Source organism: Bradyrhizobium sp. CCGUVB1N3, assembly GCF_024199925.1.
GTDB lineage: Bacteria > Pseudomonadota > Alphaproteobacteria > Rhizobiales > Xanthobacteraceae > Bradyrhizobium.
In genome coordinates this window covers 9,361,602-9,383,622 of sequence record NZ_JANADR010000001.1, presented here as the reverse complement: position 1 = coordinate 9,383,622, position 22,021 = coordinate 9,361,602, and the positions used below count along the sequence as shown (strand labels likewise).

Below are 22,021 nucleotides of genomic sequence, written 5' to 3'. Positions count from 1 at the left end.
GTGGAGAGAGCCCTCACCCGGCGCTTCGCGCCGACCTCTCCCGCAAGCGGGAGAGGTTGAGCAAGCCCGTGGCCCAATCGATTCAACCAAAACCCATCGCGCTTTAGCCCGGCTGTCCGAACGACAACCGCTCGGCCAAAACGGCGGCCTGGGTGCGCGAGCCGACCCCGAGCTTGCGCAGGATGGTCGAGACGTGGCCTTTCACGGTCTGCTCGGCGATCTCGAGCTCGCCCGCGATCTGCTTGTTGAGCTTGCCTTCGACGATCATCGCCAGAATCCGTAGCTGCTGCGCCGACAGCGACGCCATCCGTGCGGCGAGCTCGACATCGGCGCTCTGGATGGAGCCTCTTCCGCCGACATTGGGCGGCATCCATATCTCGCCGGCGAGGATCTTGGTGATCGCCTCGGCCATCTCCGGCAGGCTCAGCGATTTCGGGATGTAGCCGGAGGCGCCATAGGCGACGGCGCGGCGGATCGTGGCCGTGTCCTGCCGCGCCGAGATGATCGCAACCGGCACCGTCGGAAACTGCGCCGACAGGATAAACAGCGCGGCAAACCCTTGAATGCCCGGCATCGTCAGGTCCCAGAGGATCAAGTCGATCTCTTCCGACTGCGCCGACAGCACGGTGAGCGCTTCGTCGAGCGATTGGCACGCGACGATGTCGAGATCAGGCAGCACGCTCGACAGCCCGCTGCGCAGCGCGGCCTGCACCAGCGGATGATCGTCGCCGATAAGGATGCGCGTGGTCATGCTGAAGAAGATCCTTGTCCAGTCGCGAACTGCCGGCTCAACACCTCGCCGCCGAGGAAGCGCCGCAGCGCGGCCGGCTTCACCGGCTTCAGGAGGAGCTCGCAGCCACGCACCCTCGCCTCCTTGCGCACCGCCTCGCTGCGATCCCCGGTGACGACAAGCGCGCGGAAGTCGAGACCCGCCTTCTGCCTGAGATCGTCAAGAAAGTCCAAGCCGCTGCGGGATTCACCAAGATGGTAGTCGAGCAGCACGACATCCGGCCTGCAACTCGTCGCGGCGGCCATCGCCCGGTCCGCGTCGGCCGCGACGACGACGCGATGGCCCCAGCCGGTCAGCAACGCCGTGAGCCCATCGAGAATGGTCGCATCGTTATCGAGGCACAGGATCGTCAGCGATCGCTCCGTCGACGGCGGCGCCACGTCCGCGGGCCTGCGCTGAAGCGGCATCCCCGGTCCGCGCGCAAGCGGCACGGTGACGGCGAAGCAGGAGCCATGTCCCGGACGCGAGCGGACGTCGATCGCATGGTCCAGAAGGCGCGAGACACGGTCGACGATTGCAAGACCAAGGCCCACCCCTTTCTCCGATCCAGGCGCGAGCCGCTGGAACTCCTCGAAGATCCGCTTCTGGTCTTCCGGAGCGATGCCGACACCAGTATCCCATACCTCGATGCGCAGATCGGCCCCGCGCCGCCGGCAGCCGAGGAGAATGCGCCCTTGCGACGTATAGCGAAGCGCGTTCGACAGCAGGTTCTGCAGGATCCGGCGCAACAGATGCGGATCGCTGCGCACGGCAAGCTTGCAATCGACGACGCGCAGAGCAAGGCCGCGTTCGCGCGCCATGGCCGAGAACTCCACATTGAGCTGCACCAGAAGATCGGCGATCGGAAACTCCGTCGGTTCGGCGCGAACGGCACGGGAATCATAGGAGGAAATGTCGAGCAGCGTATCGAGCACGTGCTCGGTGGAGCGCAACGCGGTGATCGCGCTGCCGGCGAGGACGCGTTCTTTGTCGCCTGCGCCGGATTGCAGGCTCTCGTCGAGCGCCGACAGGAACAGCCGGGCCGCATTCAGCGGCTGCAACAGGTCGTGGCTCGCAGCGGCAAGGAAGCGCGTCTTGCCGAGATTGGCCTGCTCCGCCTCCGCCTTCGCCTGTTCGAGCGCCTCGGTCCGTTCGCGCACGCGCAGCTCGAGATCCTCATTGGCGCGGCGCAGGGCTTCCGCAGCGCGGTGACGCTCGGTGACGTCGGTATAGGTCGAAACATAGCCGCCCTCGGCGATGCGATCGTAGACGATCTCGAGCACGGTTCCGTCGGGCCGCGTGCGCTCATAGAGATAGGGCCAGGTCTGCGTCGAGACATCGCGATTGACCAGCAGCGCGGCGAATTCGGAGGCGGCATATTCGCCGCGGTCGACGTTGAAGCCGATCAGGTCCGCCAGCGGCAGGCCGACGCGCACGAGATCCGGCGGCAGGTCCAGGAGCTCGATGAAACGGCCGTTCCACGCCGTCATGTTGAAGTCGGCATCGAAGGCGCAGATCCCCTGCGGCACGCTTTCCAGCGTGCTCTGCAACAGGCTGCGGTTGAAGCGCAAGGCCTCCGAGGCCTCGTCCAGCATTGCCATCGCCGCCCGCCGCGACAGCGAGTGCCCCTCCAGCGAAGCTGCGATCACCACGCGCGCGGAGGCCGCGCCGATCGCGCCGGCAAGCAGGTTCTCTGTGAAGCGGATCGAATCGAGATCGACGAGGCCGGATGGATCGAGGCGCAGTCCACGCCCCGATCCGCGCGCCGCGAGATAGCCATCGAAGGCCGCCGCGCCGCGCTCGGCACCGACGAAGCGCAGCGCAAGTGCGCGGAGATCGTCGAGGCGGACCACCACGCGCGAGGACAATTTTGGAATGGACTCGCGAACCACACCGTCGGCAAACGCCGCCGCCTGGTTGCGCTCGACGGTCGATTGCCGTCCGAGCGCGGAGAACAGCAGGAAGCAAACGAGGTTGGCCCCGAGACTCCAGAGCGTGGCATGCGAGATCGGGTCTAGCCCCTCGAAGCCGAACAGCGCATTGGGCCGGAGCGTGGCGATCTGCCACGGGCCATCGCGAACGATCTGCTCAACGGCGGGCCAAAGCGGCGCGGCCGAGGGAAGCAGCAGCGTATAGGCCCAGATGCAAAATCCGACCGCGATCCCGATCGACGCACCGGCCTTGTTGGCGCGTGGCCAGAACAGGCCGCCGACGAAGGCCGGACCAAATTGCGCGACCGCGACGAACGACAGAAGACCGATCACGGTCAGCGGATAGGCCTGATTGACCAGGCGGTGCATCAGATAGGCGAGCAGGAGGATGCCGAGGATCGAGAGCCGGCGCACAGCCACCAGCACGGAAGCCATCGGCCGGCTCTGTGCGCGCAGGCCAAAGAACCGCGAGCGCAGCAGCAGCGGCATGATGACGTCGTTGCACAGCATGGTGCTGAGCGCCACGGAGGTCATGATCACCATGCCGGTGGCGGCCGACAGCCCGCCGAGGAAAGCGATCAGGCTGACGGTCGTGGCGCCTGCCGCGATCGGCAGCGAGATGACGTAAGTGTCGGGGTCCATCATCGCGCCGAACCTGGTGAGCCCGGCGGCTGCGATCGGCAGGATCAGCAGGCTGAACAGCGCGAGATAGGCCGGATAGAGCCACGCCGCCGTGCGCGTGTGGCCGGGCGCCTCGTTCTCGACGACCGCGACGTGAAACGCCTGCGGCAGGCACAGGAAGGCGATCGCCGAGATGATGATGGTCGAGAGCCATACCGGCTGTGTCGGGTCGAAGGTCAGGATCGTCGAAAGCTGCGGCTCCGACTGAAACTGCGACAGCAGCCCGGCCGGCCCGCCTGACAGTCCGAACAGCACGAACAACGCGACGATCAGGAACGCGACCAGCTTGACGACGCTCTCGAAGGCGATCGCGAGCATCAAGCCGCGATGATGCTCGCTGGCGTGGACATGCCGGACGCCGAACACGATCGCGAACAGCGCCATCGACGCCGCGACGCCGAAGGCCGAGTCCTGCCAGAACTGCAACGCCTCGCCACCGGCCCGCTCCGGCTGGAGGATGAGATAGTCAAAGCTCTTGCCGACGGCCTTGAGCTGAAGCGCGATGTAAGGGAGCACGCCCAGCAGGGACGCGAGCGTCACGAAGGCCGCAAGCGCCTGGCTCTTGCCGTAGCGCGCGGCGATGAAGTCCGAGATCGAGGTGACGTTCTGTGCCTTGGCAATGCCGATCACCTTGGCGAGCAGCCTCTGGCCGAACAGCAGCACCAGCGTGGGGCCGACATAGATGGTGACGAAGTCCAGTCCCGTCGTCGCGGCACGACCGACCGAGCCGTAGAAGCTCCATGACGTGTTGTAGACCGCAAGCGTCAGGCAATAGCTGATCGCCGCGGCCCACGATTTTGGCGAAACCAGCGGCCCACCTGCGCTCCGCCGATCGCCCCACCAGGCAATCAGGAACAGCGTGGTCACATAGCCGGCTGCGACCGCGAGAACGAACCACGCCTGCAAGGAATCCTCACTCGAGACCGTCTGATCCGCCCGCGGGCGAGCGGGTCCGGAGAGCGGGCGGATACTAGAGCGTTTTCAATCGCATGGAAGGTTATTTCATCTCCGGAGAATACCGGCCAGGCTCCGCCAGAGGATCGGTGGCCGGACGACCGGCCACCGATCAGAGGGCGGTGTCAGGCAGTTTCCCGGGACAGCCGCGCCTGCGGCAGGCCCTTGAGCACGAGGTTCACCACGACCGCGACCACGATGTTGAGGGCGAGCGCGAGCAGCCCGGTATAGATCGCGACCGTGCCGGCGCCGAAGTCGATACCGTGCAGCGGCTTCAGCCCATCCGACCAGGCGAGCCAGGATCCACCCGCAAGGCCAACAGCCCAGCCGGTCAGGAGCGCCGTGCTCGAGAACCAGTTCAAATAGAGGCCGAAGATCAGCGCTGGCAGCGTCTGGAGGATCCAGAGGCCCCCGAGCAGTTGCAGGTCGAGCGCGAACTGCGTCGGCATCAGGAGGATGGCGAGCAGCGCCCCGACCTTCACCAGCATGGAGGTGATCTTGGCGACCTTCGCCTCGCCCGCGGGCGTGACCTTCGGATCGACCCACACCTTCCAGAAGTTGCGGGTGAACAGATTGGCCGCACCGATGCTCATGACGGCCGCCGGCACCAGCGCGCCGATCGCGATCGCAGCGAAGGCAAAGCCCGCGAACCAGCTTGGAAACAGCGTCTTGAACAGCGCCGGCACCACGTCGTTGTTGCTCGCAAGCTTGAGGCCCGCCGCGTGCCCCATATAGCCAAGCAGCGCAAGCAGGCCGAGCAGCAGCGTGTAGGCCGGAAGCAGCATCGCATTCTTGCGAATGGTGTTGCCGCCGGACGACGCGAAGATACCGGTCAGCGTGTGCGGGTACATGAAGGCGGCGAGCGCCGAGCCCAGCGCCAGCGAGGCATAGGGGACGATCTGCGCCGGCGACAACAGGACGCCGCCGGAGCCCTTTGCCGCAAATGCCGCGTCAGCCGCGGTGAAGATCGCGCCGTAGCCGCCGAGCTTCGACGGCACGATCGCGATCGCGGCGATCACCACGATGTAGATCATGATGTCCTTGACGAAGGCGATCAGCGCCGGAGCACGCAAGCCGGACGAATAGGTGTAGAGCGCGAGCACCAGGAAGGCGAGCACGAGCGGCACCTCGCCGTGCAGCCCCAGCGCCTTGATCGCCACTTCCATGCCGATCAATTGCAGCGCGATGTAGGGCATCGTCGCCAGCACGCCCGTTGCCGCAACGGCAAGCTCGAGCCCTCGCGATCCGTAAGCGCCACGCACGACGTCGCCCGCGGTAACGTAGCCGCGATCCTTGGCGACCTTCCACAACACCGGCATCACCGTGAACACGAAGGGATAGACGATGATGGTGTAGGGCAGCGCGAAGAAGCCATAGGCGCCGACCGCGTAGACCAGCGCCGGAACGGCGATCACCGTGTAGGCGGTGTAGAAATCGCCGCCGACCAGAAACCAGGTGATCCAGGTCCCGAACTTGCGGCCACCGAGGCCCCACTCGTCGAGATGGGCGAGCGTCTCCGGCTTGCGCCAGCGCGAGGCGACGAAGCCCATGCCGGTGACGAGGATGAACAGTACGAGGAAGACGGCGAACGCCGCGCTATCGACATCAGTCAACATGGCGCACGCTCCTGTAGACGATGAAAGTGAGGAGCGAGGTCAGCGGCACCCAGGCGAGCTGGTACCAGTAGAAGAACGGGAAGCCGAACAGATAGGGCTCCCGGATATTGTAGAACGGCACAATCATCAGGCCGATGAACGGCAACAACAGCAACAGGCGTATCACGCTCTCTCCTCCCCTGTGAGTGACAACGACGCGCTTTGCTCGAGCGCGACTTGAGCGCGATATAGCTGAGATCGAAGGCCGACCCCTCCCCCTACCTTGGCGCGGCCAGCCCCCCATACTTTCGTATTGCGGGGCTAACTTCACAGGTGCCGGGAATGCACGAGCGCGCGCAACAGCGAGGCGGCGCGACGCTGGTCGCCGTGGTGCGACTGCTGATGAGTTGGCGGAGAGAGGCCGCTACTGCCGCTTCTGCCCCTGCGCAGCCGGAGCTGGCGCTGTGGCGCGCGCATTCGCAGGTGTTGGCGCGGGCTTCGGCGGCTCAGCGGGCGGCGGGGCCTGTTGCGCGCTGCCGCTGTTGCTGGCGCCGAACAGGACGCGGGTCGGGTTACGGTCGAAATTGTTCACGGCGCGGCTGATGTCGCCGAGGGTGCGGCGGCCGTCGGTCATGAGCGCGCCCGAGCGCTTGTCGAAATCATCGGCAAGCTCGCGGATCGACTTCACGGCCTGGAAGAGTTCACCGCCATCCTTGCCGCCGGCCAGCGTGTTGAGGCCGAGCATGAGGCTGTCGGCCTTGAGCATGACGCCGTCGACCTTGCCCATGACCGCATCGATGCGCTCGGAGTTGCGCGCGAGCGAGGTGGTGAAGGTCTCGAGATTCTTCAGCGAGTTCTTCACCGACTCCTGGTTGTCGGCGACGAGCTTGTTGATGTTCTGGAGCGTGCCGCGGATCGCTTCCGTGACGTCCTGGAGCTTGTTCGGATCAGCGGTGAGCGTCGGGATTCCGTCCTCGTCCAGCGGCGGCGGCGGGGCCGCCTCCTCGCCGCCCTTCAGCGAGATCGCGGCAACACCGGTCAGGCCCTGGAATTCGAGACCAACCAGGGTGTCCTTGCGGATCGGGGCATTGTTCTCGACCATGGCGAGTGCGACGACCCGACGCGGGTTGTCGAGCTTCACCGAGACCACTTCACCTACCCTGATACCGTTGAAATTGACACTGCCGCCGTTGCGCAGGCCCGCCGCCGGGCCCTCGAACACCACGCGCAGGGGGCTGCGCTGCTTGGTGGTGTGCAGCGACTGGAACCACAGCACGAAGCCGATCGCCGCGGCGATCACCGCCAGCGTGAAGGACCCGATCAGCACGTAATTCGCCCGCGTTTCCATGAGGTGCTCCGGATATTCAGCTCATGACCGCGCGGGCGCGCTTGCCATGGAAATACTGCCTCAACCAGGGATGCTGCGAGGCCTGCATGTCGGCGATCGACCCTGCCGCAATGATCTTACCGTTCCCTAAAACGGCGATGCGGTCGCAAGCTGTGTAAAGGCTGTCGAGGTCGTGCGTTACCATGAAAACGGTCAAGCCCAAAGTGCGCTGGAGCGTCCTGACCAGCTCATCGAAATCGCCGGCGCCGATCGGATCGAGGCCCGAGGTCGGCTCGTCCAGGAAGACCAGCTCGGGGTCCAGCGCCAGCGCACGGGCCAGCGCGACACGCTTGATCATGCCGCCCGACAGCTCCGACGGGAAGCGCTCGGCGACCTCCGGCTTCAGGCCCACCATGGCGAGCTTGGCCATGGTGATCTCGTCCATCAGGCGCTGCGAGACCTTCAGATATTCGCGCATCGGAAACTGGATGTTCTGCCGCACCGTCAGCGAGGAGAACAGCGCCCCCTGCTGAAACAGCACGCCCCAGCGCCGTTCGACGCCGCGGCGCTGCGAGGTATTGGACGAATCCAGATCCACGCCGAACACTTCGATACGGCCGGCAACCTTCGAGACGAGGCCGATGATGGTGCGCGTCAGCACCGACTTGCCGGCGCCGGAGGGGCCGACGAAGCCGAGGATCTCGCCGCGCTTGACGTCGAGGTTCAGCCCGTCGAGCACGCGTGTCGAACCGAACTGCACGGTGATGTCGCGGACACGGATGATGGGATCCTGAATTTCGGGTGCCATCATCACATTCCGATCGAGGCAAAGAAGATGGCGAACACGCCATCCATGACGATGACGAAGAAGATGCCCTTCACGACCGAGGAGGTGGTGTGCTGACCGAGCGACTCCGCGCTGCCCTGCACGGCAAGCCCTTCGACGCAGGCGACGATGCCGATCACCGCCGCCATCACCGGTGCCTTGACGATGCCGACGATGAAGTGATCGATCGAGATCGCATCGCGCAGCCGCAAGAGGAAGGCTTCGGGATCGACGCCGCCATAGAGCCAGGCGACGAGGCCACCGCCATAGAGCGCGGCCATCGCGCCGAGGAAGGCGAGGATCGGCAGCGCCAGCACCAGCGCCAGCATGCGCGGCAGCACCAGCACCTCGATCGGATCGAACCCCATGGTGCGCAGCGCGTCGATCTCCTCGCGCATCTTCATCGAGCCGAGCTCGGCGGTGTAGGCGCTGCCGGAGCGTCCGGCGATCATGATCGCGACCAGCAGCACGCCGATCTCGCGCAGCACCAGGACGCCGAGCATGTCGACGACGAAGATGTCGGCGCCAAACCTGCGGAAATGGAAGATGCCCTGCTGGGCGATGATGCAGCCGATCAGAAAGGTGATCAGCACGATGATCGGCACCGCACGCCAGCAGACCTGCTCGAGGTGATGCACGGTCGAGGTGAGGCGGAACGAGCGCGGACGGATCAGCACGCGGCCACTTGCTGCGAGCACCGCACCGAGCATGTCGACGAGATCGGTCACCGTCCCGGTGAGGCCGGCGACGCCGCGGCCGATCTGCTCCAGCATGCCGGTGATGGTGATGGCACCGGTCTCGATGACCGGCGTCGCCTTGACCCGCCGCACCTCGTCGACGAGGCTCGAATAGTTGGCCGACAGGCCCGCGATCTGGGCCTCGACCGCGCCTTGCGTCAGGCTGCGGCGCAGCCGCTCGATCAGCCAGGCGCCGAAGGTGTCGAGCTTGGAGACTTCGGAGACGTCGATGAAGATGTTCGGCCGGCTGCCGGCGAGCTTCTCGGCGTCAGCCACCATCCGTTCCAGGGCCGGCGCGAAGCTCGCGGTCCAGGTCCCCGTGGCGCAAAGCGCCAGCGCGTTGCCCTTGGCAATCTGCTCCAGCTTTGGATCGCCGTTCAAGATGTCCGCTCCCTGCCGAAGGGTTCGGATGAGAAGAGATGGTTGCGCACGCGCCCTGACCTTGAAGAAGGTATCCCCAACCAGCCATAGTTAGTTGCATCAGGTAACCAGCCGGTTCAGAAATTGCCAGAGTTCTAAATGACTTCCAGCAAACTTCCAATGTTGGCTGTGCGAATCGAGCGCTTCCCGATCGCAGGCCTCTTCACAATCAGCCGGGGCGCCAAGACCGAGGCCGTGACGGTCGTGGCCGAGGTGAGCCGGGGCGGCCTGACCGGGCGCGGCGAATGCGTGCCCTACGCCCGCTATGGGGAGACCCCGGAGGCGACGCTGAGGGCGCTCCAGGCCATGCAGGAGGCAATCGGGGGCGGACTGGATCGGCAGGCCCTGCAGGCCACGATGGCCCCGGGAGCGGCCCGCAACGCCCTGGACTGCGCCCTGATCGATTTGGAGGCCAAGGAGGCGGGCCTGCGGGCCTGGAACCTGCTCGACCGCCCGATACCGGTCGAGCGTACCACCGCCTACACGATCTCGCTGGGTACCCCTGAGGCGATGGCGGAGGCGACGGCCAAGGCTGCGCACCGCGCGCTCCTGAAGATCAAGCTCGGCGGCGAGGGCGACCCTGAAAGGATCGCCGCAGTGCGGAAGGCCGCTCCCGAATCGGAACTGATCGTCGATGCCAACGAGGCCTGGACGGTGGCTAATCTGGAGCGGAACCTTTCCGCCTGCGCCGAGGTCGGGGTCACCCTGGTGGAGCAGCCGCTGCCGGCGGGCAAGGACGAGGCGCTGGCGCGCATCAAGCGGCCGCTCGCCGTCTGCGCCGACGAGAGCGTGCATGACCGCTCTTCGCTCGCGCCGCTTCGCGAGCGCTATGACGCCGTCAACATCAAGCTCGACAAGACCGGCGGCCTGACCGAAGCGCTCGCGATGGCCGATGCGGCGCAGGCGCTGGAATTCGAGATCATGGTCGGCTGCATGGTCGCAACCTCGCTGTCGATGGCCCCCGCAATGCTGGTGACGCCGCAGGCCCGGTTCGTCGATCTCGACGGGCCGCTGCTGCTGGCAAGGGATCGCGATCACGGCCTGCGCTATGACGAGAGCCTGGTCTATCCGCCGGAGGCATCGCTCTGGGGGTGAGCGAAGAGGCGGTACCGCGCAGTCCACATCAGCATCGCGCCCGTGCCGGCCATCGCGGCCATCAGGTAATACAGCGCCTCGCCATAACGCGCGTAGATCGCGCCCGAGATGATCGACGTCGTCGAGCTCAACAGCCCGCTGGTCGCCGCGTAATACCCCTGCCCGCGCGCCATCTGATGCGCGGGCACGTGACGCACCAGGAGGTTCATGACCCCGACCTGGGTGAGGCCAAAACTAAGCCCATGCCCAAGCTGGACGATCGCGAGCAGTGCGAGCGGCGGGTCCTGCGCGGTGATCGACCAGCGCGCCACCGCACTCAGGCCGCCGATCACCACCAGCAGCGAGGGATGCAGGGAAAGTCGTGGCGACACCGCAAAGACGATGATCTCCGCGAACACACCGAGCGCCCATAGGCCAGCGATGGTCAACCCGCCAAGCCCGTGAGCTTGCCAGTTGATCGAGGCAAAGGTGTAGTAGGCGGTATGGCTGCTCTGGATCAGCGCCGCCGAGGCGATGATCGCGAGGAAGCTCGCATCGCGCAGCAGGCGCTTGCCGCCATGGGCGGCTGCGCTCTTTCGTCGCGTCTCATCCAGCGGCTGAAGCGAAAGGCCGGTGAAGGCGGTGAGCGCCGCAAGCGCGACGATGATCCAGATCAATTCGCGCGCGGCGATCACGTCGACCAGGAGTCCGCAGGCGAGCGCGCCGGCGATGAAGGCCACCGATCCCCACAGCCGCAGCGGCCCGTAGTCGAGCTTGTAGCGGGCGACGCCGCGCAGCGCATAGGCGTCCGTCAGCGGCAGCAGCGGCGTCCAGAAGCAGCACGTGACGATATAGAGCAGCAGCACCGGCAGGGGTTGATGCTGCGTACCGACCAGCGCGAAGCCGATCGCCGACGCGAATGCGGTCAGGATCAACGCCGCGCGTAAAGCCTGGCGCCGCTCGGCGAGGCCGGCCACGAAGGGCAGCGTGGTGAAGCGCGTAACCGCAGGGACCGCGCTGATGATTCCGATCCAGGCCGGCTCGATGCCGACCGCCTTCAGCCACACCGTGAAGAACGGCAGATGCGTGCCGAGGACGGCGAACGACACGCTATAGAACAGCGCCAGGTACACGGCGAATCGCCGGCCTTGCGTTGCTTCGATGGGGATTTGTGATTCGGGCGTCATCAAACCAATTGCGATTCGGTCGATATCGTGGTGATCGTTACTGTAACGCGCACTGATTTGCGCGACGAGATTGACATGGCCAACGAAGCATTCGCCCTCTCGCCTATGTCTGCCCGCGCGGCCGAGCCGAACGAGCAGGACTACGATGCGATCCGCGAAGCCTTCATGGAGACCGCGCGCGGCCGCTGGTTCCTCGGCGAATACGCCAAGCGCAACCGCAACGCCGACACGCGCATGGTGCTCGATGCGGTCGCAAAGATCGAGGAAACCCTTGCAGCACAGCGCCACCCCGTCGTCGAGGACCGGCTGCCCGATGCGCTCGTGGCGATCCGCCGCGCCATCCGCGAGGCCGAGACGATCGCGATCGCGGCCGTCGATCCCGCCCTGCTCGAGACCAGCCTCGGGCCGATCCATCGCGGTGTGCGCATCATCAAGGAGATCTCCTGGCGCTGGCGCGAGATCGGCGCCGACGGGCGAATCTGCGACCTGATTGATTCGCAGCTCGCGGCCATCGAGGCCGCCTGCGGTCAGACTTCGACCATCGACCCCCGCACCGACCTCAAGGTCGCCTTCGATCTGATCAGGGACCACGTCGAGCGGGTCGAAACGGGAGACAGCGCGGCGACTCACCCCCCACCTGCTCCGGCGCCCGAGATGCTCGCGATGGCGGATGCCGAGACGGCGATGTCGGCAAGCGTGCCACCTGCAGCGGAGATGCCGCAGGCGGTCGCGGCGGTTTCCGAGCCTGAGGCCACCGTTGCTGCGGCCGAGGTCGCCGATGAGATGGCCATCAATGAGGCGATGGACGTCGCCAGCGAGCCCGAGCTGGCCGAGGTCGCGGAAGGCCTCATCGCGATCGAAGAGAGCGCTGCCGAGCCTACGGCCATTGCGGAAGCCGCCGACGAGCTTCCGTTCGACGCCGCAGCCGAGGCGGAAGACGAAGCCGTTCTCGCGCGGATCGCGCTGGAGATGGCCGCGCCCGATCCGGAGTTCGACGAGGCGATCGCCGAGGCTGCGGAAGTCGCAGCCCCTGTCGAGGCGCCCGTCGCCGCCGAACCAGACTTGTCCGAGCCAGTCTTGCCGGAGTCAGTCTTGCAAGAGCCGGCTTTGCCTGAGCCAGTCGCAGCTGAACCGATCGCACCAGTCGCGCCGTTCGAGCCCGCCGTCGCGATCATGGAGCGCCCGGCGCCAACGGGGGCCCTGGCAGCTCTGCATGCCACGCTGCAAGCGGCTTCGCAGGCGTCGCCCCTTCCCATGCCCTCGCCGCTGGAGCCATCGCTCGGCGCGACGATCCTTGCGAGCGGCATGCTGCAAAAGCCGCGCGCAGCCGCCAACGACCCGCTGGCGCCGATCCGCCGCATGACCCAGGCCGAGAAGATCGCGTTCTTTTCGTAAGCTGACGGCCTATTAGGACAACAACTGGTTCCAGCGTGACTTAGCTCACGCAGGGCGCCATCGTGACCGGCATCACATACCCCTCTCCTGAACGCGATCTAGCCTCCCCGCAACCAATCTCGCATCGAGGTTAGTCCCTAGGGAGCACGCTCATGTTCCGTTTGAAGTCGTTCCTGATGTATGCGGGCCTGCTCGGAAGCCTGTTCGGCTTCGCGTGCAGTCCCGTTTCCGCGCAAACCGCAATCGTCGAACAGGGCAATGCCGCGCCGACCGCGCTGCAAGGCCCGGAGCAGCGCGTCGCGCTGGTGATCGGCAATTCCAACTACCAGAACGCCCCGCAGCTCCAAAATCCCGACAATGACGCGCAGTCGATGGCGCAATTCCTCAACTCGGCCGGGTTCGAGGTGATTTCCGCGACCGACCTGACCCAGAACGACATGCTGAGGGTCGTGCAGGACTTCTCCGCGAAGGTCGCCTCGCGCGGGCCCAACACGGTTGCGATGGTCTACTACGCCGGTCACGGCGTGCAGCTCGCCGGCGAGAACTATCTCGTGCCGGTCGACGCAAAAGTCTCGAACCCGACCGAGCTCGTCAACAACTCGGTTCGCCTCGTCGACGTGATGTCGACGCTGGAGACGATCCCGAGCCGGATGCGCATCGTCATTCTCGATGCCTGCCGCAACAATCCGTTCCCATCCCTGATCGATGCCAATCGCGGCCTCGCCATCGTCGACGCGCCGAACGGCTCGATCGTCGGCTACTCGACCGCGCCGGGTGCGGAAGCACTCGACGGCCGAGGCGGCCACAGCCCCTACACCCAGGCCTTCCTGAACGTCGCGCGCGAGCCGAATGTGCCGATCGAGCAGCTGTTCAAGCGGGTGCGGCTGGAGGTGAACCACACCACCGACGGCCAGCAGACGCCGTGGGAAAGCTCGTCGCTGACGAGCGACTTCTATTTCTTCGGCGACACTGCCGTTGCCGCCAACCGCCCGCCGGTGAAGGCGCCGGTCGTGCAGATGGCGTCCAACCTGCCGAGCCGCTCCGCACGCCAAGCCTATGACTACGTGCTCTCCGAGGGCCAGCCGCTGTACTATCAGGAGTTCATTCAGATGTACCCGCACGACCCCTTGTGCGACCACATCCGCTGGTTGCTCGCCAACCTTTTGATGGCGGAAGCCTGGCACAAGGCCGTTCTCGCCAACTCGCCGCTCGCCTACAAGAACTTCTACGACAGCTACGCCAACAGCGCCTATGCAACGCCGGCATTGAAGCTCCAGATTGAGCCGAAGCAGATCCCGCTAATGCAGGCAACGCATTTCCTGGCGCCGCAGACCATCGCGCCGACGCTGAAGCTCGGCAATCTCGGCCCGACCAAGTACATCCCGCTCATCCAGCAGGGCAACGGCGGCGCGCAGAACAAGCCGATCCCGATCGACAGCAACGTTATCGGCAAGCTCGGCAATGGCGGCCAGATCGGAACGCCGCCTTCCAACAACCAGCCGAACACCACGCCGTCACAGCTCCCGGGCAAGATCGTCACGCTGCCCGCGCCGACCAACGGCACGACCAACAACGGCATCGTCGGCAAGATCGTGACCCTGCCGGTGACCGGCAACACCACGAATACCGGCAACACCGGCAAGATCGTGGCCCTGCCGGTGACGAGCGTGGGCAAGGGCGGTTCGAACGTCGACATCAAGAACATCGACGTGAAGACCAACAACGTGCAAACGCAGAACCCGCCGATCCGCACCAGCAACGGCAATACCGGTATCGTCAAGCAGAGCAACAATCCGCCGAACAACATCCAGGTGCAGACCAACCGTCCGCAGCTCAACACGGTGCCGAACCGGACGGGCGGCGGCGCGATGAACAACAACTTCAAGCCGCAATATGCCCAGACGATGAATCAGGCGCCCGCGAACGCCGGCATGAAGCGCCGCGTCGCCTTTACGCACTGATCAACATCACCTACAACAACGGCGAAGGGCGGAGCAGCGATGCTCCGCCCTTCGTTAATTTTCAGATCGAGGTCAGCGCGTGCGGCGTCAGGCCACGAGCTCGGCGAACAGATCGGCATCGACATTGCCGCCGGAGAGCACGATGACGACGTTCCTGCCGGCAACATCGAGGCGGCCGGCGAGCAGCGCGGCGAGGCCGACGGCGCCGCCGGGCTCGACCACCAGCTTCAGCTCGCGATAGGCAAACGCGACGGCCGCGCCGACCTCCGCGTCCGATGCGGTGACACCGCGCGACAGCAGCTTGCCGTTGATGGCAAAGGTCATCTCGCCCGGGATCAGCGCCATCAGCGCGTCGCAGATCGTCCGTCCGGCGGGCGCATGCGCCTCGCGGTGGCCGCTCGCGAGCGAGAGCTTGTGATCGTCGAACGCCTCGGGCTCGGCCACGACGAGCTGGGCCTGCGGATATCGCGCTTTCACCGCGGTCGCGACCCCCGCGATCAAGCCACCGCCGGAGGCCGGCGCCACCACGATGTCGGGCGCGATGCCGAGCGCCGCCATGTCCTCGGCGATCTCGCGGCCTGCGGTGCCCTGCCCAGCGATGACAAAGGGATCGTCATAGGGCCTGACCAGCGTCGCGCCGCGCTTCTCGGCAATGCCGCGCGCGATCACCTCGCGATCGTCGCGGTCGCGATCATACAGCACGACCTCGGCGCCGTAGGATTTGGTGCGCTCGCGCTTGGACAGCGGCGCATCCGACGGCATCACGATGGTCGCCTGCATGTCGAGGATCTTTGCCGCGGCCGCCACGCCCTGGGCGTGATTGCCCGAGGAGAACGCCACCACCCCGCCGCTGCGCTTGTCCTGCGGTATAGAGGACACTTTGTTGAAGGCGCCACGGAACTTGAAGGAGCCGGTCCGCTGCAACATCTCCGGCTTCAGGAACACTTTTGCGCCGACGCGCTCGTTGAGCACGGGGAAGGACAAAAGCGGGGTGCGGATGGCGAAGGGCGCGATCACGCGCGCTGCGGCATCGATGTCGGCTGGTCCGACCGGGAGGGGCTGTTCCGTCATGGGTAATTTGTATCCCGGCCGCCCACGGCTGGGAAGACACCGCCGCGTGAGAGTATCAGGCGACGAAGCGCGGCTGTTCCCGTCCACCTGCGTGCGGCAGCACGGCGCCGACGGCCCGGATGCTGTCGATAAAGGCGCGGGCTGACGCCTCCCAGGTATGATTGGCGGCAAATTCGACGCAGGCCTGCCTGGAAATGTCGAGTGCGGCGAGGCAGGCGCTGCGCAGATCCTCATCCAGCTCCCCGACCGGCGCATCGCCGATCACGTCCCGCGGCCCCTTCACCGGGAACGCTGCCACCGGCAGGCCGCTCGCCAGCGCCTCGAGGAGCACGAGGCCAAACGTGTCGGTCCGGCTCGGAAACACGAACACATCGGCGGCCGCATAGATTTCGGCCAGCGCCTCGCCGTGCCTTTCCCCTAAGAAGATCGCCTGCGGATAGGCCTGCTCCAGGCCGGCGCGCGCCGGGCCGTCGCCGACGATCACCTTGGTGCCGGGCAGATCGAGGTCGAGGAACGCTTCGAGATTCTTCTCCACCGCGACGCGGCCGACGCAGAGGAACACCGGCGCGGGGAAGCAGAGATCGATGGCGCGGGGATAGAACAGCTTGTTGTCGACGCCGCGCGGCCACAGCACGACATTGTCGAAGCCGCGCTCGCTGAGCTCACGTGCCAGCGCCGGGGTCGCGGCCATCACGGCGCGGCTGGGCGCGTGGAAGCGGCGCAGCGCCCGCCAGATCAGCGAGCCCGGAACCGGCACCCTGGCGCGAACGTATTCGGGGAAGCGGGTGTGGAAGCTCGTCGTGAACGGCAGCTTGCGCTGCCGGCAATAGCGGCGAACCATGAGGCCGATCGGCCCTTCGGTCGCGATGTGGATGCTGTCGGGGCGCGCCTCCTCGATCAGCTTTGCGATCCTCGCCGGCCGCGGCATCGCGAGCCGCACGTCGCGATAGCTCGGCATCGCGAAGGTGCGGAACGATTGCGGGGTGAGGAAGCTGAACTCGACGTCCAGCGCCTTCGCGGCGTCAGCGAGCTTGGTCAGCGTCCGAACCACACCGTTGACTTGCGGGTGCCAGGCGTCGGTCGCGACCAGGATGCGCATCACGCGGCTCTTGCGGCCACCGGCACGACCGGCGCGGCCTTTTGCTGTTGATCGGCCCAGGTGATGATCTCGAAATGACCGTCGTCATGTTCGACAAGCGCCGTGCAGCTCTCCACCCAGTCGCCGCAATTCATGTAGCGGATGCCGTTCTCGTCACGGATCACGGCATAGTGGATGTGGCCGCAGATCACCCCGTCGGCATCGTGACGCCGTGCTTCGGCGGCAAGCGCCTGCTCGAACGCGCCGATATAGTTGACGGCGTTCTTGACCTTCAGCTTCGCCCATTGCGACAGCGACCAATAGGGTACGCCGAAAGCGCGACGGAAGAAGTTGACGAGCCGGTTCACCTGGATCGCGAAATCGTAGGCCTTGTCGCCGAGATGGGCGAGCCAGCGCGCGTTCTGCACCACGAGGTCGAAGATGTCGCCGTGGATCACGAGGTAACGCTTGCCGTCCGCGCCGGTGTGGACGGTGTTTTCGACCACGTCGATGCCGCCGAAATGCGTGCCGTAATAGTTCCGCAGAAACTCGTCGTGATTGCCGGGGATGTAGATGACCTTGGCGCCCTTGCGCGCCTTGCGCAGCAGCTTCTGGACAAGATCGTTATGCGATTGCGGCCAGTACCAGCCCGATTTCAGCGCCCAGCCATCGACGATGTCGCCGACGAGATAGATCGTGTCGGCATCGTGGTAGCGCAGGAAGTCCAGGAGGAGATCGGCTTGCGAACCGCGGGCTCCGAGATGAACGTCGGAGATGAACAAGGTCCGGAAGCGCCGTTCGGGACTCTCGTCACTCATATCGTAACTTCCCATGCATCAGCCTGTAACAATGTCCCGTGACAGGGGGATGACCGATTGAACCTGTGAGGCACCCTCAGATACGAATCAAATTTTGCCTCGCCCTCTCCCGCGGATATCAGCCGCATGCGACAATCAGGCGACACGGCGCCGCAGAGGCCTCCGCAAAACTCCGGGACCCCATAGGTTTATTGGTTAACGCCAGCAGGCCGCCGCCATCGCGGCCAAGGTCAATAGAACTTGTGGAGATGATGGATCGGCCCGTGGCCGTGACCGACGCTGAAGCGGTCGGCAGCGGCAATCGCCCCGCTGATCCAGGCCTTGGCATTGCGCACGGCCTGCTCGAGCGGCTCGCCCTTGGCGAGCCCCGCTGCGACCGCCGAGGATAGCGAGCAGCCGGTGCCGTGCGTGTTCTGCGTGGCGACCCGCGGCGCGGCGAGTGCGATCGCTCCCTCCACCGTGACGAGATAGTCGGTGCTCTCGGCGCCCTGCCCGTGCCCGCCCTTGATCAGTACGGCGCGAGCGCCGAGCGCGAGCAGGCGACGCCCCTGGCTCTCGATCCCGGCCTCGCTCACCGCCACCTTCTCGTCGAGCAGCGCGGCTGCCTCGGGCAGGTTCGGCGTGATCACCGATGCGAGCGGAATGAGCTTTTTGCAGAGCGCTTCGACGGCTTCTGCCGCCAGCAGCCGGTCGCCGGAGGTCGCGACCATCACGGGATCGAGCACGACATGCCGCGGCGACCATCGCGTCAGGCTGGAGGCGATCGCATCGATGCTCGCGACCTGCGCCACCATGCCGATCTTGACCGCGCCGACATCGAGATCGGAGAACACCGCATCGATCTGCGCGGTCACGAACGCGGCGGGCACCGCGTGAATGCCGGTCACGCCTTTCGTGTTTTGCGCGGTCAGCGCCGTGATCGCCGAGGCGCCATAGACGCCGAGCGCGGCAAAGGTCTTCAGGTCGGCCTGAATGCCGGCGCCGCCGCTCGAATCGGAGCCGGCGATGGTGAGCGCTGTGGGCGTCGTCATGGCACGGTTTTTTGCTGGATCTGGGCCATGATCTGTCCTAGCGCGGAGGTCCGCGGGCAGCAAGCTGGCTTGCGCCCGCCCGCAGCAAGTCCGCTTGCTAAAGTCGGCCGATTTTGGCCTATTAGCCGCCAAATCAAGTCTTCGGAGCAACCGCGATGGTTCCTTTCTTCGTCCAGATCAAATGCAAGCTCGGCCAGTCCTACACGGTCGCCAACGCGCTCGCCGAAGCCGAGATCGCCTCCGAGATCTATTCCACGGCCGGCCACTACGACCTCCTGGTGAAGTTCTACGTCGACAAGGACACCGACATCGGCCACTTCATCAACGAGAAGGTGCAGATCCTGCCGGGCATCCAGGACACCCTCACGATCATCACCTTCAAGGCGTTTGGTGGCCGTTAGCCGCCCTCCTTCCGCTTCGGCGGCGGCTTGGGTCCCTCGACCGGCGGCAGCGATTTCAGATATTCGGCCATCGCGGCGCGGTCCTCGGGCGTGAGCTGCGCGAGATTCTTGATCACCGGCCGCATCGCGCCGGAGGCGCTGTCGCCCTCCGGCATGTCGCCGGTCTCGAGGAAGTCGGCGATGTCCTTCTCGCTCCAGTCGCCGATGCCCTTTTGCGTGATGTTCGGCACCCAGCCCTCGCCGTCCGGGCTGGGCCCACCGGCAAAGCGTTGCGACGTGATGAGCCCGCCGAGCAGATTGCGCGAGCTGTGGCACTCGGCGCAGTGGCCAAAACCGTTCACGAGATAGGCGCCGCGATTCCATTGCGGCGAACGCGCGGCATCGGCCACGAACGGCGTGCCGTCCATGAACAGAAATTTCCAGACGCCGACATTGCGACGGATGTTGAACGGAAACGGCAAATCGTGATCGCGCACCCTGCCCGGCACGGCCGGCAGCGTCTTCAGATAGGCGAAGAGATCGCGGACATCGTCCACCTTCGCATGCGCGTAGGAGGTGTAGGGAAAGGCCGGAAAGTAGTGCACGCCCTCCGGAGAGATTCCCTTCATGACCGCATTGACGAAATCGACGTCGCTCCAACGCCCGATCCCGTCGGTCATGTCAGGAGAAATGTTGGGCGCATAGAAGGTTCCGAATGGAGAGCGGATCGGCAGGCCACCACCGAGCCGCAAACGATCGGGCTGATTGGGCACGGCGTGACAGGAGGAGCAACCACCGGCGTTGAAGAGCTCCTGCCCGTTCTCAAGATTGGGCGTATGGGCCGACGCGGTGACCGGCAAGTTCAAGGGAGTTGCCGTAAGCCACCCGTAAAGGGCAAAGCCGGTTATGCCCGCGAGCACGGCGGCAAGGATTGTTCGTCGCAACATTCGCGCATTCCGTTGATGCCTGACGAGCTTACGGGCGATATCGCACTCGCTCCAGCCACGAATAATTCAGATGGTCTGATCCGCAAGCGGGAATAAAATCCAGCCCGCACTGTTTGAAGTTGTGCCACCTTTTGAGGTCAACAGGGAGAGAACCATGAACAAGCCCCTTTTTGCCACGCTCGCGCTGACGGCCGCCGTTGCGTTTGCCGGACCCGCCTGCGCAGAGAAATTGAAGGCGACGCTGGACGGCAAGGCCGAAGTGCCTGCGACGACCAGCGGCGGCACCGGCACGGCCGATCTGGACTATGACGCCGCCAGCAAGAAACTCTCCTGGACCGTCACCTATTCCGGGCTCTCGGGCGCTGCGACCGCCGCTCACTTCCACGGTCCGGCTGAGACCGGCAAGAACGCCGGCGTCGCGGTCGCGATTCCGAACGCGGCGGCGAGCCCCGTCAAGGGCGAAGCGACGCTCACCGACGCGCAGGCCGCCGATCTGCTCGGCGGCAAGTACTACATCAACATCCACACCGCAGCGAACCCGGGCGGCGAGATCCGCGGCCAGGTGACGAAGTAAGCAGACGAAGTAAGCGCTGCACTATCTTGCCACGAAATGAAGCCGGGCGCTCGCAGGAGCGACCGGCTTTTTCAAGCCGTCATTGCGAGCCCTGCATGTATCGAACAGGGTTCTCCGGATCCGACGCGACGATGTCGGCAACCTCCGTGAACAGCAGCGACATCGCATTCTGCCTCAGATCATCGAACCTCTCGAAACTGAAGTTGTTGCCGCCCATTCGCAATTCGCCGAGTTGTCCCGCATATCTCGGTACGATCGGCGCGCCCTGCCTGGTCACCGCCACGTACACGCTGATGTAGTTCTTCTGGAGAGCAACACCGATCACCGGCCATTCGGTGGTCTTCCCGGACTTGATGGCATAGCGAAATTTTCCATAGCCGATCATCTTCATGCGCATCCCAGCCTCTCCCGCCGGTGTTCCCTGATGGAAAAACCGCTTGAGAGCCGGGGCAGCCTGGACGATCAGCTTGTGGAGGTTGATCAGGTCATGCTTTCGCTCCGAATCGAAGTCGAGATAGGCCTGTAATGTGTCTGCCGTCACGCGGAACATGTGGGTCTCGACTGCTCTGGTTGAGCCAATGCGCTATCGACGAATGGAGTTTTGCTCCACGCAGTGTGCCACGCGCCGGCACCGCCCGCTTGATCGAAATTGATCACCACCGGACGCCGACGCGCAGTTGGCCTTGGCCAGCCGGAATTCGATGGTTTGACCGGTGATTTCGGGTTATGGTCGTTGGTCGCACGCGTTGTGCAGGCGGCCGACTTTTTCGAATACGAAGCAGGGTTCGCGCCGGATTGCCGTTTGAATGGCTGGGCCAAGCGACGGCGCGTGACAAGGTCAGGTCATGGGCGTGCACTCGACCGATTTCCTCAACGGAGGCGGAAACATGGGCGCGTTGATGCGCGCTCACGATTGGTCAACATCCCCGCTCGGTCTACCGGCGCAATGGCCGGACACGCTCAAGTCAACAGTCGCAACTTGCCTCAATTCCCGCTTCCCTATGGTCGTCTGGTGGGGGCCGCAGCTCATCATGCTGTACAACGATGCGTGGCAGCCGATCCTCGGCGAGACCAAGCATCCCCATGGTCTCGGCCGGCCGGGCGCGGACTCCTGGCCCGACACATGGCCGATCGTCGGTCAACAATTCGAAAGCGCACTCAAAGGCGTTGCGAACTGGTCGGAAGACCTGCTGCTGGCAAGCGACCGCCACGGATACATGCAGGAATGCTATTTCACGTATTCACATAGTCCGCTGATCGATGCG

Annotated in this window: 19 protein-coding genes; 5 read left to right on the top strand and 14 right to left on the bottom strand. The window is 65.2% G+C overall.

The features are described from left to right. Positions 1-103: 103 nt before the first annotated feature. The 7 genes from NLM33_RS44250 to NLM33_RS44220 all read right to left on the bottom strand — a co-directional run bounded on the left by NLM33_RS44250 (position 104) and on the right by NLM33_RS44220 (position 9,201). Positions 104-751 carry a response regulator transcription factor gene (locus NLM33_RS44250; RefSeq protein ID WP_254104914.1) on the bottom strand — a complete coding sequence of 216 codons (648 nt, stop codon included), beginning with the start codon at positions 749-751 and terminating at the stop codon, positions 104-106. After that, entirely contained in the window at positions 748-4,287 is a 3,540-nt protein-coding gene (locus tag NLM33_RS44245) for a NahK/ErcS family hybrid sensor histidine kinase/response regulator (RefSeq protein WP_254104911.1), read from the bottom strand. The genes NLM33_RS44250 and NLM33_RS44245 overlap by 4 nt, the downstream gene beginning before the upstream one ends. A 173-nt stretch (positions 4,288-4,460) precedes the next feature. Next, positions 4,461-5,951, bottom strand: coding sequence for a monocarboxylate uptake permease MctP (gene mctP, locus NLM33_RS44240; protein ID WP_254104908.1), 1,491 nt, complete (start codon positions 5,949-5,951; stop codon positions 4,461-4,463). Then, on the bottom strand, positions 5,941-6,078 hold the full coding sequence (locus tag NLM33_RS44235) for a DUF3311 domain-containing protein (RefSeq protein WP_254106163.1): 138 nt from the start codon (positions 6,076-6,078) through the stop codon (positions 5,941-5,943). The genes mctP and NLM33_RS44235 overlap by 11 nt, the downstream gene beginning before the upstream one ends. Positions 6,079-6,354: 276 nt before the next feature. Further along, positions 6,355-7,278, bottom strand: coding sequence for an MlaD family protein (locus NLM33_RS44230; RefSeq protein ID WP_254104906.1), 924 nt, complete (start codon positions 7,276-7,278; stop codon positions 6,355-6,357). Between the two features lie 16 nt (positions 7,279-7,294). Then, a complete protein-coding gene (locus tag NLM33_RS44225; RefSeq protein WP_254104893.1) occupies positions 7,295-8,065 on the bottom strand; it encodes an ABC transporter ATP-binding protein in 771 nt (256 codons plus the stop codon). 2 nt (positions 8,066-8,067) lie between these two features. Then, positions 8,068-9,201 carry an ABC transporter permease gene (locus tag NLM33_RS44220; RefSeq protein ID WP_254104890.1) on the bottom strand — a complete coding sequence of 378 codons (1,134 nt, stop codon included), beginning with the start codon at positions 9,199-9,201 and terminating at the stop codon, positions 8,068-8,070. A gap of 138 nt (positions 9,202-9,339) precedes the next feature. Here NLM33_RS44220 and dgcA point away from each other — a divergent pair, with 138 nt between their 5' ends. Further along, the gene (dgcA, locus tag NLM33_RS44215; protein ID WP_254104888.1) at positions 9,340-10,335 is read left to right on the top strand and encodes an N-acetyl-D-Glu racemase DgcA; all 996 of its coding nucleotides are present in this window, start codon (positions 9,340-9,342) and stop codon (positions 10,333-10,335) included. Here dgcA and NLM33_RS44210 read toward each other — a convergent pair. Continuing rightward, positions 10,305-11,501 (bottom strand): MFS transporter, encoded by a 1,197-nt coding sequence (locus NLM33_RS44210; protein ID WP_254104885.1) that lies wholly within the window; start codon positions 11,499-11,501, stop codon positions 10,305-10,307. The genes dgcA and NLM33_RS44210 overlap by 31 nt on opposite strands. Before the next feature lie 75 nt (positions 11,502-11,576). On the opposite strand from NLM33_RS44210, the gene NLM33_RS44205 reads away from it, so the two are divergent. Continuing rightward, positions 11,577-12,896, top strand: coding sequence for a hypothetical protein (locus tag NLM33_RS44205; protein ID WP_254104882.1), 1,320 nt, complete (start codon positions 11,577-11,579; stop codon positions 12,894-12,896). A gap of 152 nt (positions 12,897-13,048) precedes the next feature. Beyond that, complete coding sequence (locus NLM33_RS44200; RefSeq protein WP_254104881.1) at positions 13,049-14,857, top strand: caspase family protein; 1,809 nt, start codon at positions 13,049-13,051, stop codon at positions 14,855-14,857. An 87-nt stretch (positions 14,858-14,944) separates the two neighbouring features. Here NLM33_RS44200 and NLM33_RS44195 read toward each other — a convergent pair whose 3' ends face one another. The 4 genes from NLM33_RS44195 to thiD all read right to left on the bottom strand — a co-directional run bounded on the left by NLM33_RS44195 (position 14,945) and on the right by thiD (position 18,855). Beyond that, the gene (locus tag NLM33_RS44195) at positions 14,945-15,928 is read right to left on the bottom strand and encodes a threonine/serine dehydratase (RefSeq protein WP_254104879.1); all 984 of its coding nucleotides are present in this window, start codon (positions 15,926-15,928) and stop codon (positions 14,945-14,947) included. A gap of 55 nt (positions 15,929-15,983) precedes the next feature. Then, positions 15,984-17,027, bottom strand: a complete 1,044-nt coding sequence (locus NLM33_RS44190) for a glycosyltransferase family 1 protein (protein ID WP_254104876.1) — start codon at positions 17,025-17,027, stop codon at positions 15,984-15,986. Further along, positions 17,027-17,839, bottom strand: a complete 813-nt coding sequence (locus NLM33_RS44185; RefSeq protein WP_254104873.1) for a UDP-2,3-diacylglucosamine diphosphatase — start codon at positions 17,837-17,839, stop codon at positions 17,027-17,029. Before NLM33_RS44185 ends, NLM33_RS44190 begins: the two co-directional genes overlap by 1 nt. A 215-nt stretch (positions 17,840-18,054) precedes the next feature. After that, positions 18,055-18,855: a bifunctional hydroxymethylpyrimidine kinase/phosphomethylpyrimidine kinase gene (thiD, locus tag NLM33_RS44180; RefSeq protein WP_254104870.1), complete on the bottom strand. Its 801-nt coding sequence runs from the start codon at positions 18,853-18,855 to the stop codon at positions 18,055-18,057. Between the two features lie 155 nt (positions 18,856-19,010). Here thiD and NLM33_RS44175 point away from each other — a divergent pair, with 155 nt between their 5' ends. After that, entirely contained in the window at positions 19,011-19,256 is a 246-nt protein-coding gene (locus tag NLM33_RS44175; RefSeq protein ID WP_027528612.1) for an Lrp/AsnC ligand binding domain-containing protein, read from the top strand. Here NLM33_RS44175 and NLM33_RS44170 read toward each other — a convergent pair. Beyond that, positions 19,253-20,182, bottom strand: coding sequence for a cytochrome c (locus tag NLM33_RS44170; protein WP_254104867.1), 930 nt, complete (start codon positions 20,180-20,182; stop codon positions 19,253-19,255). The two genes, NLM33_RS44175 and NLM33_RS44170, sit on opposite strands and share 4 nt — an antisense overlap. Before the next feature lie 154 nt (positions 20,183-20,336). Between NLM33_RS44170 and NLM33_RS44165 the strand changes: the two genes are divergently transcribed. Beyond that, positions 20,337-20,756, top strand: coding sequence for a CHRD domain-containing protein (locus NLM33_RS44165; protein WP_254104864.1), 420 nt, complete (start codon positions 20,337-20,339; stop codon positions 20,754-20,756). A 79-nt stretch (positions 20,757-20,835) separates the two neighbouring features. On the opposite strand, the gene NLM33_RS44160 is transcribed toward NLM33_RS44165, so the two are convergent. After that, complete coding sequence (locus NLM33_RS44160) at positions 20,836-21,306, bottom strand: TEL2 family protein (RefSeq protein WP_254104862.1); 471 nt, start codon at positions 21,304-21,306, stop codon at positions 20,836-20,838. Positions 21,307-22,021 lie beyond the last annotated feature (715 nt).